At 35.4% G+C, this 14827-nt stretch carries 15 protein-coding genes; 9 read left to right on the forward strand and 6 right to left on the reverse strand.

Translation table 11 applies throughout. The features are described 5' to 3' along the window. The first annotated feature begins 35 nt into the window (after positions 1–35). The 4 genes from ACQ65V_RS07790 to ACQ65V_RS07805 are packed head-to-tail and all read left to right on the forward strand — an operon-like array spanning position 36 to position 2694. The gene (locus ACQ65V_RS07790; RefSeq protein WP_430467495.1) at positions 36–731 is read left to right on the forward strand and encodes a CPBP family intramembrane glutamic endopeptidase; all 696 of its coding nucleotides are present in this window, start codon (positions 36–38) and stop codon (positions 729–731) included. A gap of 7 nt (positions 732–738) precedes the next feature. Further along, entirely contained in the window at positions 739–1005 is a 267-nt protein-coding gene (locus tag ACQ65V_RS07795; RefSeq protein WP_430467496.1) for a hypothetical protein, read from the forward strand. Positions 1006–1037: 32 nt separating this feature from the next. After that, on the forward strand, positions 1038–1916 hold the full coding sequence (locus tag ACQ65V_RS07800) for an alpha/beta hydrolase (RefSeq protein WP_430467497.1): 879 nt from the start codon (positions 1038–1040) through the stop codon (positions 1914–1916). A 34-nt stretch (positions 1917–1950) separates the two neighbouring features. Further along, the gene (locus ACQ65V_RS07805; protein ID WP_412561597.1) at positions 1951–2694 is read left to right on the forward strand and encodes an alpha/beta hydrolase; all 744 of its coding nucleotides are present in this window, start codon (positions 1951–1953) and stop codon (positions 2692–2694) included. Between the two features lie 52 nt (positions 2695–2746). On the opposite strand, the gene ACQ65V_RS07810 is transcribed toward ACQ65V_RS07805, so the two are convergent. Continuing rightward, on the reverse strand, positions 2747–5248 hold the full coding sequence (locus ACQ65V_RS07810; RefSeq protein WP_412561596.1) for a zinc-dependent metalloprotease: 2502 nt from the start codon (positions 5246–5248) through the stop codon (positions 2747–2749). A 95-nt stretch (positions 5249–5343) separates the two neighbouring features. Next, positions 5344–6324 (reverse strand): hypothetical protein, encoded by a 981-nt coding sequence (locus ACQ65V_RS07815; protein ID WP_430467498.1) that lies wholly within the window; start codon positions 6322–6324, stop codon positions 5344–5346. A gap of 199 nt (positions 6325–6523) precedes the next feature. Here ACQ65V_RS07815 and ACQ65V_RS07820 point away from each other — a divergent pair, with 199 nt between their 5' ends. Further along, positions 6524–6778 carry a hypothetical protein gene (locus ACQ65V_RS07820; protein ID WP_273292519.1) on the forward strand — a complete coding sequence of 85 codons (255 nt, stop codon included), beginning with the start codon at positions 6524–6526 and terminating at the stop codon, positions 6776–6778. Between the two features lie 29 nt (positions 6779–6807). Continuing rightward, complete coding sequence (locus ACQ65V_RS07825; protein ID WP_430467499.1) at positions 6808–8868, forward strand: glycosyltransferase family 9 protein; 2061 nt, start codon at positions 6808–6810, stop codon at positions 8866–8868. Between the two features lies 1 nt (position 8869). Here ACQ65V_RS07825 and ACQ65V_RS07830 read toward each other — a convergent pair whose 3' ends face one another. From ACQ65V_RS07830 to ACQ65V_RS07845, 4 genes are all read right to left on the reverse strand, one after another. After that, positions 8870–9622 carry a glycosyltransferase gene (locus ACQ65V_RS07830; protein WP_430467500.1) on the reverse strand — a complete coding sequence of 251 codons (753 nt, stop codon included), beginning with the start codon at positions 9620–9622 and terminating at the stop codon, positions 8870–8872. 9 nt (positions 9623–9631) lie between these two features. Beyond that, positions 9632–11320, reverse strand: coding sequence for a lysine--tRNA ligase (lysS, locus tag ACQ65V_RS07835; protein ID WP_430467501.1), 1689 nt, complete (start codon positions 11318–11320; stop codon positions 9632–9634). 107 nt (positions 11321–11427) lie between these two features. Next, on the reverse strand, positions 11428–11835 hold the full coding sequence (locus tag ACQ65V_RS07840; protein ID WP_430467502.1) for a DUF1573 domain-containing protein: 408 nt from the start codon (positions 11833–11835) through the stop codon (positions 11428–11430). A gap of 109 nt (positions 11836–11944) precedes the next feature. Beyond that, positions 11945–13003 (reverse strand): response regulator transcription factor, encoded by a 1059-nt coding sequence (locus tag ACQ65V_RS07845; protein ID WP_430467503.1) that lies wholly within the window; start codon positions 13001–13003, stop codon positions 11945–11947. A gap of 108 nt (positions 13004–13111) precedes the next feature. Between ACQ65V_RS07845 and ACQ65V_RS07850 the strand changes: the two genes are divergently transcribed. Genes ACQ65V_RS07850 through lipB form a run of 3 tightly spaced genes read left to right on the forward strand, consistent with a single transcriptional unit; the run spans position 13112 to position 14815 of the window. Then, entirely contained in the window at positions 13112–13270 is a 159-nt protein-coding gene (locus ACQ65V_RS07850) for a YqaE/Pmp3 family membrane protein (protein WP_155090056.1), read from the forward strand. Between the two features lie 39 nt (positions 13271–13309). Next, positions 13310–14113, forward strand: a complete 804-nt coding sequence (locus ACQ65V_RS07855) for a hypothetical protein (protein ID WP_430467504.1) — start codon at positions 13310–13312, stop codon at positions 14111–14113. A gap of 3 nt (positions 14114–14116) precedes the next feature. Beyond that, positions 14117–14815 (forward strand): lipoyl(octanoyl) transferase LipB, encoded by a 699-nt coding sequence (lipB, locus tag ACQ65V_RS07860; protein ID WP_430467505.1) that lies wholly within the window; start codon positions 14117–14119, stop codon positions 14813–14815. Positions 14816–14827: the final 12 nt, after the last annotated feature.

Genomic DNA, 14827 nt, shown 5'->3' on the forward strand with positions numbered 1-14827 from the left:
TGGTTTAGAGCTGCGAGGTTTTAAAATTATTAATCATGAAAAATAGATTGACTAGATACCTATCGGAATTTTCTAATATAAAATTAACGCGACCTGTATCGGATAAAGTTAGACTTCTTGAAATACTTGGAGTTGTTTTAACAGGGATTGGAAAGTTCGTTTTTATGGATTATCTCAATTGGCGATTACCATATGTTGCTGTTGCAATTTTGGCTTGGTCTTTTTATGTGTATTACCGTTATAGCAAGGACAAAAATGTACTTACAGATTGGGGTTTTCGATGGGATAATTTTAAAACGGTTTTGAGATTAATGTTGCCATTCGCACTGATATCAATCCTATCTTTTTTTGTTATTGGCTATGTGCAAGGCACCATAAATCTCACTTGGCATATCATTCCTTTACTTATTACTTATCCCATTTGGGGAAGTATTCAACAGTTTTTAACTATTGGGTTATTGGCAGGTAACTTAATGGATTTTAGAAAGGTAAAACTAAATAAGAATTTTATAATTCTTGTTACGGCAGTTTTCTTTTCAATAGTACATTACCCTTCAGTTTGGCTAATGCTGGGAACATTTGTCTTGGCCTTGGTTTACGGATATATTTACCTTAAGGGAAAAAACATCTATGTGCTTGGGTTGTTCCATGGTTGGTTGGGAGCGTTGTTCTATTATACGGTTGTGAATCAAGATCCTTTTGCTGATGTGTTTTTGAAATACCTAACCTAAAGCAGTTATGAGAATAGATTTTTTTAGAGTAATTATATTATTGCTTCTAGGCTTTTTAACCTTTCTACTTCTCGAAGTTTTACCTGTTGGTGGAGGTGGTATTGCTTTAATTATTGTTTTAACAATTCCTTTTATAATTTTAGTGGCTATTATAATGGCAATAATTTACAATAGTTATTTCAAAAAGAAAAGCAAGATGAAAAAGGATACAGCATTTTATCTAATGGTTTTAACCTTAATCATTCTAAACTTTGTTCTCTTTCCGCATAGGTAATTTTTCCTATCTTGTATAAATAACAACAATTTATGACTTACTGGGTCTCAACTATTTTAACAATTCTGGGAATATACATTGCTATCAGCATTGCGCTGTATTATTTGCAGGATTATATGTTATTTAAGCCAGAGAAATTACCAAAGGATTTTCAGTTCCATTATGAAAATCAGGAAACTAAGGAATACAACTTAGAAACCAGAGATGGAGCTGTAATCAATGGCTTGCGGTTTTTTCCGAAAGGGGAAAGTAAGGGAGTGGTCTTGTATCTAAAGGGAAATTCAAAAAGTATAAAGGGCTGGGGAAAGTTCGCTGTAGATTTTACGAGGCATGGTTATAATGTGCTGATGGTAGATTATCGTGGTTTCGGAAAAAGCACAGGAAAACGTTCGCAAAAAGCCATAAAACGCGATTTGCAATTGGTTTACAACAAAATTAAAGAACAAACTACGGAAGATAGGATCATACTTTATGGTCGCTCATTAGGCTCAGGTTTTGCTACAAAGTTGGCGTCTATGAATAACCCAAAAAAACTTATTCTCGATGCGCCGTATTACAGCTTAACCAAAGTTACAGCACGCTATGCGCCTTTTATGCCGTTGTCTTTGTTGATGAAATATCCATTGCCAACCTACAAATGGTTGAAGTATGTAAAATGTCCAATTCATATCATACATGGTACACACGATAAATTGATTCCGTATAAGTCTAGTGTAAAATTGGCCCAAATCAACCCTGACTTAACAAAACTGCATACCGTAATTGGTGGTGGACACAAGAATTTAAATAACTTTGAATCGTACCATGAGATGTTGGATGAAATTTTAAACAGCGAATCAAAAACAATTGACTTAGAAACCACAAGTATTAATGTCATTCACTCATCAAAAAAAACGAAAAAAAGGGCTTAAAGGAATACTAATAATTCTTTTTGGTTTATATGTTATGATAGGATCTGCACTTTACTTTTTTCAGGAAAAAATTCTGTTTCTACCCACTACCTTAGAACAAGATTATCAATACCAATTCGATTATCCATTTGAAGAATTGTTTTTAAAAACGGATAGTGATGCTACGATAAACGCACTTCACTTTAAAGTTGAAAACCCAAAGGGTGTCATTTTATATTTTCACGGTAATGCTGGTGATTTAAGCCGATGGGGAAAAATCACGGAATACTTTGCGGAAAAAAAATATGATGTCTTAGTCATGGACTACAGAACTTATGGAAAAAGTGTTGGAAAACTAAGTGAAGACGCTATGTATAAGGATGCGCAATATTGCTATGATTATTTATTGAAGCATTATTCTGAAAATGAGATTACATTATACGGTAGATCTTTAGGAACAGGTATAGCATCCTATTTAGCTTCAAAAAACCGACCGAAACAACTCATTTTAGAAACACCGTATTACAGTATTTTAGATGTAGCGGAACATCGTTTTCCTGTGTTTCCTGTAAAGCAATTGTTGAAATATCGTTTTCCTACATTTCAATATTTGCCAAAGGTTGAATGTCCTATAACCATCATTCATGGTACTGCAGATAGTGTAGTTCCGTATTCGTCCGGTAAGAAGCTTTCAGAATTAGAAATGAATGTTGATTTTATTACTATTGAGGGAGGTGGACATAATAATCTCGTTGAATTTGAAGGTTATCATAAGGCCATTGATAACGTGCTAAAATAAAAAAAAGGCTTCAAGTTAACTTGAAGCCTTTTTAAAAAATTACTATCTCGTATTAGTCCTTTTTCACAATAACTTTAGGATCTAAAATGTCATTAATTCGCTCAATAGCATCTGCAATATGAATTCTGCTCATAGCATCTCCACCACGTGCAGAACGCAGTTGACTACGTAATGTTTTTAACTCTGCTCTTACGACCGCTCTAATATCAGATTGGCTTGTGTTAACAGGTGTTGTTTTAACATAAGGACTTCTTGAACGTCCACTTTGGTTTTCAGCAGTCATTAAGTATGCTAATCTATCGATGTGAGCACGTTGTAAATTACGTCTATAGGTGTCAATTTTCTTGCCAGTACGTAACTCGCTCCAAACACCTTGGCGTAAATCCTTCATCATTTCTGGTAAAGAGTATGCATCACTGTCAAAAGTATGTGCTTCAGTTAAACGTTGCATTTTGCCTAAACTTAAAATGTTGTTAAGTGTTCTTGCTTGTAATGCTCTAACACGTTCAACAGAACCGGTAAATTCAATACGATCAAAAATATCTTTATCAATTAACCAGTCTGGGGTGTCGAATAAATTATCCTGAACAAACTCCATTGCTTCTTTTTGATGTGCTTTTGGTACTGGTGTATAAACTGCACCTTCTTGATCAGCAGTTTTATAATGCTCATAAACACCACCAATATTGTTAGAAACATGTCCCATATAACGGTTAAACTGAGAGACAACATGGCCGTACATTTCCTGCAAGTCGTCATAATCTTCACCAGCTTCTGTAGTCCACTCAATTAAGTTTGGTACAATACGCTTAAGGTTTTTAATACCGTATTCACTTGCCAACATGGCGTTGTCACCTAAATCCTCAGTTTGTGAGCTTGGATCTACAACATCGCCTGCTTGTTGGTGGCCAAATCTGTACATTGGGTCACCTGCGTGTTCTGTAATCCATTGGTTAAGAATTGGCTTTTCTTCTTCTGCTGTTTTGTCTAAAATAGGTCTGTAGCCCCATTCTATGGCATATTTGTCGTAAACACCAATATTTGGCATCAATGCCACGCCTTCATCTCCAGGCTGAGCAACATAATTAAAGCGCGCATAATCCATTATAGACGGTGCCGTTCCATATTTACTCGTAAATTCGGCATCACGTAATTTTTCAACAGGATAAGCAACACTACTTCCCATGTTATGTGGTAAACCAAGTGTATGACCTACTTCGTGAGCAGATACAAATCGAATTAAACGTCCCATAACTTCATCCTTAAACTGTGGACTCTGTGCGTCTGGGTTAATCGCAGCAGTCTGTACAAAGAACCAACCGCGTAATAAGGACATTACATTGTGGTACCAGTTGATATCACTTTCTAATATTTCACCTGTTCTTGGATCACTAACGTGTGGTCCGTTTGCATTAGGAATAGGTGAAGCCAAATAACGTACAACAGAATAACGTGCGTCCTCTGGACTCCATTCTGGGTCTTCTTCAACAGTAGGTGGATCTTTTGCAATTATTGCATCTTTGAAGCCAGCGGCTTCAAAAGCTACTTGCCAATCTTCAATGCCTTGCTTTATGTATTTTCTCCATTTTTCTGGAGTTGCTCTATCGATATAATAAACGATTTGCTTTTTAGGAACAACTAATTCGCCACGTTTAAACTTTTCAATATCTTCATCTTTTACCTCTAATCTCCAACGGTCTAAATACGTTAAAGATTTACTCTTTTGGTCTTCTTGCCCGTAATCTGTGGTGCTACTTGTAAACCAACCTACACGCTCATCAAAGTAACGACGTTTCATTGGGTTGTCTGGTAGTAAAATCATTGAGTTATTGATCTCAATTGAGATACTGCCAGTACTTGAATTTGATGGTGGACGGCCTGCAGCATATGTTTTTACGTGGCGCGCTTCAATATTTCTTGGATAACTTTTAATACTTTCAATAAAAGACTTATCGCTCTCTAAACGTGTTACTCTATAAGGAGTTCTTCTAAACTGTGGAAGTCCAAGAGACTTTACATCCTTTTCAAATAAGGGTGAAGCATCAATTACAGTACTTGTAGAGTCTTTGCTATAGGCTTTAATTGGGAAGGTGTATAGTACAGGTTCAAAATTAGAATTCTCAACCGCTTCATTAACAGGTAATGAATCTGCTGCTGTAACATTATAAGACACAACTCTAAGCACTACTTTTTTACCTTTTCTTTCCCAGCGGAGAACTTGCTCGTTTTGCTTGCCTCCACCAAAACCTAATCCACTTGCTGTTTTGGCTATACGAGTAACCATTAGCATTTCTCTATCAAAAAGAGAATCTGGGATTTCGTAATAGAATTTGTCATCTAAAGTATGAACCGTAAAGAGACCTTTGTCACTTTTAGCGTCTTTTGTGATGACTTTGTTATAAGGTTTTGGGTCATTTTTACCAGGCTTTTTCGCTGCTGGTTTTGCCATGGCAGTGGCATCATTTTTTGATTTACTGGCTTTTTTTGTTGTTGAGCATGAAAATGCCAAAAAAGCAGAAACTACAAGAAGTAGTTTAATTGATAGTTGTTTCACTTTTGTCGGTTTTTAAAAAATTTGCATGAAAATACGGATTCTACTAAGAATCTTTTATTTACAAACCCTTTTTTAGTATTTTTTTAACGTGATTGTTAAAGTGTGTCCAAATAATCTTGAATTAAATCAACACCTTCTTCATGTATCATTGTTGTACCAATAAATGGCATGCTGATACCAGGATTATATTCAGAAATCCTGAAACTTATGCTGCCTTTTCTTTCTACAATTTGAGAGTTTACCAATAATGTTTCATAGTCCATTCTCAAAGTGGATTCATTTTCGCAGAAACCTCCATCTGTATGGCAATAGGCGCAATTCATATCCATATAAGCTCTTGCCCTAGATTCTAATGAAGCTGAACCGTCTTGCCAATTAGGTAAGCTAGAAACCGATGTGCTATTAGATAGGCCTTCAATATTTTGATTGTTAATAATCTCCTGCAATTGGTTTTCTCCGTTAATTTCAAAATTTAAGTTTCTCAATTTTGGGCCTAGCGGAACCAATTCATTGAAAGATCTATGGCAGGTGAAACACTGTGAATTTTCAGGGATGAGATAATTAGTAGCATTGGTATTGCCTTCTTGGTCAATCCAAGACACAGGTACAGTACTGCCATTTAAGTCCAAGACAGCTTCAGTCTGTGCATCGTTCCATTTGTAAACTCCACTTTCCCATTCGCCATTGATTTTTATGAGTAGCCTGGTTTCTATGATTTTTCTACCTAAGGATAAATCGCGTTCATCGTTATTATAATAAAATGTTTTGGCTATTAAACTGCGCTCGGGAAAAATTGGTAAACCATCACCATCATATTCAAGTGATGTGTCTACTGGTAATGCTATAAAACGTTGTTTTTTAGAATAGTCTGCGAAAGATGGAGTGCTTATGCTATATTCAAATGCTCTAGATGTAATATTTAATTGGCTCAAGTCCCCAACAAATAGATTAAGTTCCGAAAGGTTTTGTCTAAATTCTGCTACTACCAAAGGGTCTTCCACAGGAGTCATAGAATCATCATCATTGTTACACGAAAAGAGAATGACAACCAATAAAAGTGCAAAATATTTTTTCATCTAAAATTATAATTTTTCTTAATAGCAAGGCGAATTTAATAAAAATGATAAAAAGCACAACTGTAAACGAGTATTTTATGAAATTATGATCTTAAACAAGAAATATTACCTCGTGTATTATTTTTTGGAGGACAATCAGTCTTAAAAAAAATTATATATTTGTTTAGCTAGATTAAAATCATCCATCAATCAGAAATTTATGAATAGAAGAAATTTTATAAAAAAGGGAGGTCAGGTACTTTTAGCCACTTCTACAATAGCACTTACCGGAATATCCCTTAACTCTTGCTCGACAGACTCTGATGATGATGATAATTTTTCTGATGGTTACTACGACGACGGCTATTACGATGATGGCTATTATGATGATGGTTATTATGATGATGGGTACTACGATGACGGTTACTATGATGACGGTTACTATGACGATGGCTACTACGACGACGGATATTAGTAACAGGTAAATTCACTTAATTTTATTTTATGTTGAAAGTTGCATTTTTGCACGATGTAGAAATGGACTTTATAGGTGGAGCGGAATTGTCTAATAAAAAGATAATAGACAAAGGACTTTCACTAGGTTATAAGGTCGTATATGATAATTTGAAAGACTTTGAGTTTACTAGATCTCTTGCCTTTGATAGCGATATCATTATACTCAATAATTTAGTTAAGTGTGACTATGAGTTCGAGCTCATAAGTTTTTTAACAGACAACAAATTTCCTTTTGTAAAATGGGAGCACGATTATGGTTTTTGTGCAAAACGTACCCTGTTTTGTGTTGTGGATCCGAAGTTTAAAAACTGTTGTGACAACAGTCGTTTTCACAATTATAGAAACCTTTTTGCCAATGCTCTGCTCAATGTGTTTCAATCTCCGATGCATTATGGTTATTACAGCAAAATTTACGGACAAGCAGTTGCGAGGCACTTAGTACTTCCACCACCAATTAATGTTGAAAGCATCAAATCTCAATCTGATAAAAACGAAGATGAAGTCTTGTTTTTAGGGAATCTAAACCATGCCAAGGGTGGGCATGAACTTATAGATTATGCCATAGAAAATCCACAATTAAAGTTCAAGGTGTTTGGCAGAAATCGATTGAGAAGAAATACTCCGGAAAATATTCAATTTCAAGATAAAATTCCTAATGAGAGTGTTCTTAAAGAGCTTTCAAAATCTAAATATTTTTTCTTTAAGCCTAGATGGCCAGAAGCTTCGGGTAGAGTAGCGGCAGAGGCTTTTTTATCTGGTAATACCATGATATCCAATGATAGAGTTGGGACATTTTCGTATAGTTTTTATCCAGATAATATTGACGAAGCTAAAAAGCAAATGATTGCAGCTCCTACACTTTTTTGGGAATCTGTGGTTGAGGCATTAGAGAATGTAAAAACATCAAAAAAATTCAACCATGTTCTGGTTTATAAAAGTTATGGTGGATTGGGAGATCAATTTATAGCATTACCAGCTTTAAACAAACTTAAAGACGTTTCTGAACAAGTCACTTTGGCTGTGCCAAAAGGTCTATTAGGTGTTTACACAAGAAATACTGAAGGTTTTAATCTCATAACAATTCCTGAGGTTGAAAAATTGGATAAATCAAAATTCGATAAAGAAATTAACCTTGGTAATTACCCAAAAAGTAGACGCTTTAGAAATGTTGGAGTTATTGATTATGCTACGCATAACAAACTAAAACAACATGCTTTAAAACACTATATTGATGCCATTGCAACGCTACACAAGGATGTTGATACAACTTACAATGGTTACCCATATTTTAAGTCTCAGGTTAATACTGAAGAGCCTTATTTTACAGTACATCCTGGAGCAGGCTTTAAACCAAAATGGTGGCCTACGGAACGCTATGTGGAATTGATTATAGCTTTACTCAATCGTTTTAAGCAATTGAAATGTGTTGTGATTTTAGGGCCAGATGATCCTGATTCTTCTTATTTCGAAAACATTGAGAATGTTACGCTAGAAACCGGTAATCTTGATGCTGTTGAAAAGTGCCTTAAAGGGTCGTCGTTTCATATCGGTAATGATTCTGGAATAACACACTTTGCAGGTGTTTTTAACGTGCCATTTGTATCTTTTCATGGTCTTACTGGTCCTGGCTCATGGTCTGCATTATCTGAGCATAGAGAAGTCGTTTGGGGAAAGCCTGGCAATTGCAATATTAGATGTAAGTACGACATTGCCATTAATTGTGAGCATCGCAACTGTTTAACTTCCATCAGTGTTAATAGAGCATTAGAGGCCGTGTATAAATTAATTCAAAAAAGCGAAATAATGAAAGGGAGAAGAGAGAAATTGGTTTTTAATCCAGAATATATGGTTAGAAGTCAAGGTGAAGGATTTTTAATAAAATCTAGGGAAAAAGAACTGTTTTTAGAATTCAAGGATGCCAAAGAGCGCCAATGTTTTGAAAGCCTTGTTCAGAATGATTTATTCAGTGATGAAGAGACTACGGAGAATTTTGAACGATTAGTTGATACACTTATCGAAGAGGCGTTGGTCTTTTCTCTACCAGAATAACCTAAAGCCTAATACGCTCTTCTTTAATTTGCCATTCAAAATTTAAAAATAAACGGCTGTGAGCGTCAAATGGATCTCTGTTTTTGTCTTTTAATACACGACGCTTAGCTTCATAAAACTTTCTGTTTATGTCCATATCTCTCGGCAAACTGTGCTGGGGATTATCAGAGTTTTTATGCTCCATATGGTGAACAGGATGTGATTTAAACTTAAGAAATTTAGTTCCTAGTCGTCTCTGTATATCAACAAAGAAGATGTCCTCAAAACCGTAATTACCAGCAAAGCACTCATCGACGCCTAAGGATTTAAAATAGAGACTTTTATTGCAAAAGAAAGTGTTGTAATGGGATACTACTTCTTCGCCTTCTTCATTAATACGCCTGAAGACATAGAAATGTTCTGGCTGAGGCCTTCTAATAAGTTGCTTTAAGCCTTCTTCAGAAAACGTATGGTCTAAATCTGTTAATATCAGCTTAGACGTTTTCGCGAGGTGAACACCAAGATTACGAGCTCCACCTTGATTCCAAGGTATGTCGTCTTGTACCTTTACCAACGTATAATTCAAAGTAACATCCTTTGGAATGGTTACTGGAACTGGCGAACAATCATCCACAAAAATAAAGTGTATAGCTCTTTTAATATCTTCAGAATACTTTTGATAGGTATTTAACAAATGATGAAAAGCCTCTAGATTTTCTTGTTGTGTGTAAATTGGAAGTACGTAGGTGATTTTAAACTGTTGGTATTTAAGCATAGCTGAAATTTAAACCATTTCAACAAACAAGCCTTCCTCAGTTTTTTCAACCTTAGTTAAACCATGTTTACCAAGTCCCTTGATGCCTTTGTCCCAACCTTTGTTACTTAGTCCAGATTGTGATTTAAGCTCGTTTAAATCCATACGTTTTTGAGATTTTAGAATTTCAAAAATGGCTTTTTCATTATCACTTAAATCTACTTTTTTCTTCTCTGGTCGCATCTGAGGGAAGAACAATACTTCCTGTATACTCTGATTGTTGGTTAAAAACATGATTAGCCTGTCCATGCCTATTCCCATACCTGAAGTAGGAGGCATACCATATTCTAAAGCACGTAAAAAATCATAATCTATGGTTCCCGTGGCTTCATCGTCACCTTTCTTAGCTAATTCTAATTGATGCTCAAAACGCTCACGTTGGTCAATTGGATCATTAAGTTCAGAATATGCGTTAGCGATTTCTTTACCACAAACCATTAACTCAAAACGTTCGGTTAATTCTGGGTTTTCTCTGTGCTCCTTACACAATGGACTCATCTCTTTTGGGTAATCCGTAATGAAGGTTGGTTGTATGTAGTTGCCTTCACATTTTTCACCAAAAATCTCATCGATGAGCTTACCTTTACCCATGGTGTCATCCACTTCAATATTCATGCTTTTAGCAGCAGCTCTGATTTCGTCTTCAGATTTGTCGTAAATATCAAAACCAGTGAATTCTAATATAGAATCGCGCATGGTAATACGCTTATATGGTGCTTTAAAATCGATTTTATGTTCACCGAAAGTTGCTTCTGTTGTTCCGTTAACGGCAATAGCGCAGTGCTCTAATAGTTTTTCACAGAAGTCCATCATCCAGTTGTAATCCTTGTAAGCGACGTAGATTTCCATAGCTGTAAACTCAGGATTGTGGGTTCTGTCCATACCTTCGTTACGGAAGTTTTTAGAGAATTCGTAAACCCCTTCAAAACCACCAACGATTAATCGTTTTAGGTATAGCTCATTCGCGATTCGCATGTACAATGGAATATCTAAACTGTTGTGATGCGTCACAAATGGTCGCGCTGCAGCACCACCAGCTATAGGCTGTAAGACTGGAGTTTCAACTTCAAAATAACCAGCGTCGTTAAAAAATTGACGCATGGCGTTGAACAGCTTTGTACGCTTTACAAATACGTCCTTAACGTGAGGATTTACAGCCAAATCAGCATAGCGTTGTCTGTAGCGTTGCTCAGGATCTGTAAAAGCATCGTATGTTTTTCCGTCCTTTTGTTTAGGGATAGGTAGGGGTTTTAAAGCTTTACTCAGTAATTTAAATTCCTTTACCATCACGGTTTTTTCACCAACTTTAGTGGTAAAAAGTTCTCCTTCAATACCAACAAAATCACCTAAGTCAATGAGTTTTTTAAAGACATCATTGTACATCGTCTTGTCCTCACCAGGACAGATTTCGTCTCTATTAAAATACACCTGAATGCGACCTTCGCTATCTTGCAATTGCGCAAAAGACGCCTTTCCTTGAATATTAATAGCCATAAGACGACCAGCAATAATTACCTGTTTACCTTCTTTATAATCATATTTTATCTGTTTGGAAGTATGATTTACAGGATATAAATCGGCTGGATAAGGATTAATCCCTAAAGCACGTAATTTTTCTAACTTTTCGCGTCTTACTAATTCTTGTTCTGAAAGTTGCATCTTAATTCATTTGAGACGGCAAAATTACGTTATTTATTTAAAGTATAAAACAAAGAAAACTGCTAGAGGACAATATCCTTTAGCAGTTTTGTTGTTTTGGTTTGAAATTATTTTGAAGCTATAATATTTCCTTTGATTTTAAGGATCTTGTTACCGCCTTCGGCATTAGAAGTAACTGTAACAGTTTTAGTAAATGCACCTATTCTTTTGGTATCATATTTAATTTCTAATTCTCCAGAATCTCCTGGCATAATAGGAGCTTTAGAATAACTAGGCACTGTACAACCGCAGCTTGTTTTTACTTTGGTTATCAATAATGGTGCATCTCCTTCATTAGTAAATGTAAAGGTTCTTGTACCGTCTGAGTGTTGTTCTATGGTTCCGTAATCGATGACTTCAGTCTTAAATTTAATGACAGCAACTTTTGTATCGTATTTGTCGAATTCTGTTGAAGTTGCATTGAAGAGTCCAATGGCTAGAACTAAAATGATTAATGTGTTGAGTGTTCGTTTCATGATTAAAATTTTTTATGATTAATACTGCAACAAACTTCAGTTATAATTTCAAAAAAAATGAAAAATAAAGGTTGGAAATCGGTACTAGTACCTAGGTTGAATTTTTCAACTATTTAATAAACAGCGATTTAGCATCATCTCTAGATTGCACATTCAATTTCTTATAGATGTTATTGGTGTGAGATTTTACGGTGCTAACACTTAGAAAAAGTGCTTCGGCAATGTCTTTATTGGTTTTGTCTTTAAGCAAATGCTCTAAAACAACTTGTTCTTGTTTAGATAATTTAGCTTTTAAGTCTTCGGTTTTCGATTGCTTTTGTTTCCAATTACGATACAATAAAAAAGCATTCAGTAAAAACGAAAGCGCTAGAATAAAATAGAGGTAAATATTCCAATTGGTTGCTACGGCATTTCCACCTGATGAGGCCAACATATAACGATCTGCGGCCAATTCATTTCTGTACTGAACCGTATAAGTGGCATTCGGATAGGCGTTCTCGAGCCGTGTCTTTAGATTATCGTAATATGGGTTATTTTGTAAGTCCTCAACATAGTAGCTATGCAAATCACTCCTTCTATCCGATAGATAGGCATAGATGGATAGTTCTGCAATAGGCTCATTTAAAGCCTCTCCGTAAGATTGTAATGCTTTAAACCATTTTTTGTTGTTGAGTTTGCGATTGGCTTCACTTCTTACAGCACCATAGGCGAAACGCATGTCGTTTTTCAATGAATCGATTTTTAAAAAGGCATTCGCTTTAGGATTACTCGATTCTATTTTGCAAAAGACTTGATTACCGAAGGAAAAAGGAAGGTTGAGGGTATCGGTGTTTTTTGCTATAAATAATAGTTCTTCACTATCACTACAATGTCCATTAAAATGATTGAGATCTTGTTGGGTTTCAGAACACTTATCAACATGGATGCGATAAATTCGATTTTCAGCATCTAGCATATTGCCTTTAAATTCGAAGAAGCCAGTTTCGTCAGCAGTAGTCTTGGCAATAATCTGCTCAGAATAGACACCAGACATTTTACGATAATCCTCAACTATTGAAAGATAGACTGTGCTTTGCCATTCATCAGGATTAATATAACCCGAAAACGAATATTGCGCTTCACAGAATAGCGAAGTCAATAAAAATGCTATTAAGATTCTAAATTGCATAAAACGAATCTACAAAATTTTGTTCAGTAGCGTAATGCGACTTTTAAAACTGTAACAATTTTAACAAAACTGCGTCATATCAGTACATCAAATCATCAAACGAAAATTATGAGTATCTGGCGAGTTATATTGTCTATTATTTGCCCACCTTTAGCCGTATTGGATAAAGGTTGTGGTTCTATTTTTATCACGTTTTTATTATGGCTTTGCGGTTGGGTTCCTGGCGTAATTGCAGCATTGGTAATTCTAAATAATCCTGAGCGATAAATCCGTATCTTTGTACTTTACTAAATCCATAAAGTACACATGAAAAAATTAATCCTATTATTTGCTATTACCTGTTTTTTAACGAGTTGTAATGTTACTGAATCTATAATCTTTAATGAGGACATGAGTGGTAAATATGCTACCACAATGGATTTGGCGCCAATGATGGAATTTGCATCAGAAAATAGGCCTTCTTCTGCGGAAGGACCAAAGATGGAAAAAATGGATACTACTATAGTTTTCAATGACTTTTATGAAGCTCATAAAGATAGCATAGCTACTCTTTCAGAAGAACAAAGAGCTAAATTTGAAACATTAAAGGGAATGGTTTTAGACATGAACATCGATGAAGCCAACAATGTTTTTAACATTAAAATGGGAAAGACTTTTGAGGATTTCAATGAATTGGGAAATGTCTTTGAACAGATGGATGAAACCATGAATTATGTTAAGGCTATAGGGAATAAAGATGGGCAAGCGCCATCGGAACAATTAGATGTGTTGACAAAGACTGATAAAGTAAAATATACATTTGAGAATAATACTTTTTCACGTTTTGAGCCTAATTCAATGAATTCTGGTGATTCTGAAGAATCTTTAGATGAAATGGAAGAAGAAGGCGAAAAGGATGAATTTTCCGAGCAATTTGAAATGCAGTTTCAAGAGATTTTCTCAGGATCTTATTACACGCTTATTTATAAATTTCCGAGAAAAGTAAAATCGGTGTCAAAAGAAAATGCTGTCATTTCTGAAGATGGTAAAACGGTAACTTATAAAGTTGATTGGGATACGTTAAAAGATGATGATACGGCATTAAATTTAGATGTTGTTTTAGAAGATTAAGATTTGAATAAAACCGTAAAGTTTGAAGATTTAGGCTTAAAGGATTTTAAAGACACTTGGGATTACCAAGAAACCCTTTTTAAAGCCATTTTAGATACAAAAATAAAGAATAGAAGAGAAGATGCAGGTTTAGAGACCGACAACCATTTTCTTTTTGTGGAGCATCCTCATGTCTATACTTTGGGCAAGAGTGGAGACTTGTCTAATTTACTGCTGTCCGAGGAGCAGCTCACAGAAAAGGGAGCAACATTTTACAAAATTAATAGAGGAGGAGATATTACCTATCATGGTCCTGGACAAATTGTAGGCTACCCGATTTTAGATTTAGATAATTTCTTTACCGATATCCACAAATATCTCCGGTTTTTGGAGGAAATGATTATTCTTACGTTAGCAGAATACGGTTTACAAGCCGAGCGCAGTCCTGGCGAAACAGGCGTATGGTTAGATGTTGGCACTCCGTTTGCACGTAAAATCTGTGCCATGGGAGTACGTGCCAGCCGTTGGGTGACCATGCACGGCTTTGCATTGAATGTCAATGCAGATTTAGGTTATTTTGATAATATTATTCCATGTGGTATTAGAGGGAAAGCGGTGACCTCATTAAATAATGAATTAGGTATGGATAAGGTTGATGAGGAAGAGGTGAAGCAGAAGCTTTTAAAGCATTTTGCAAAAATGTTTGAGGCTGAGTTGGTTTGATATGTTAATCAT

It is taken from the genome of Winogradskyella ouciana (assembly GCF_965284585.1).
Classification (GTDB): domain Bacteria; phylum Bacteroidota; class Bacteroidia; order Flavobacteriales; family Flavobacteriaceae; genus Winogradskyella; species Winogradskyella ouciana.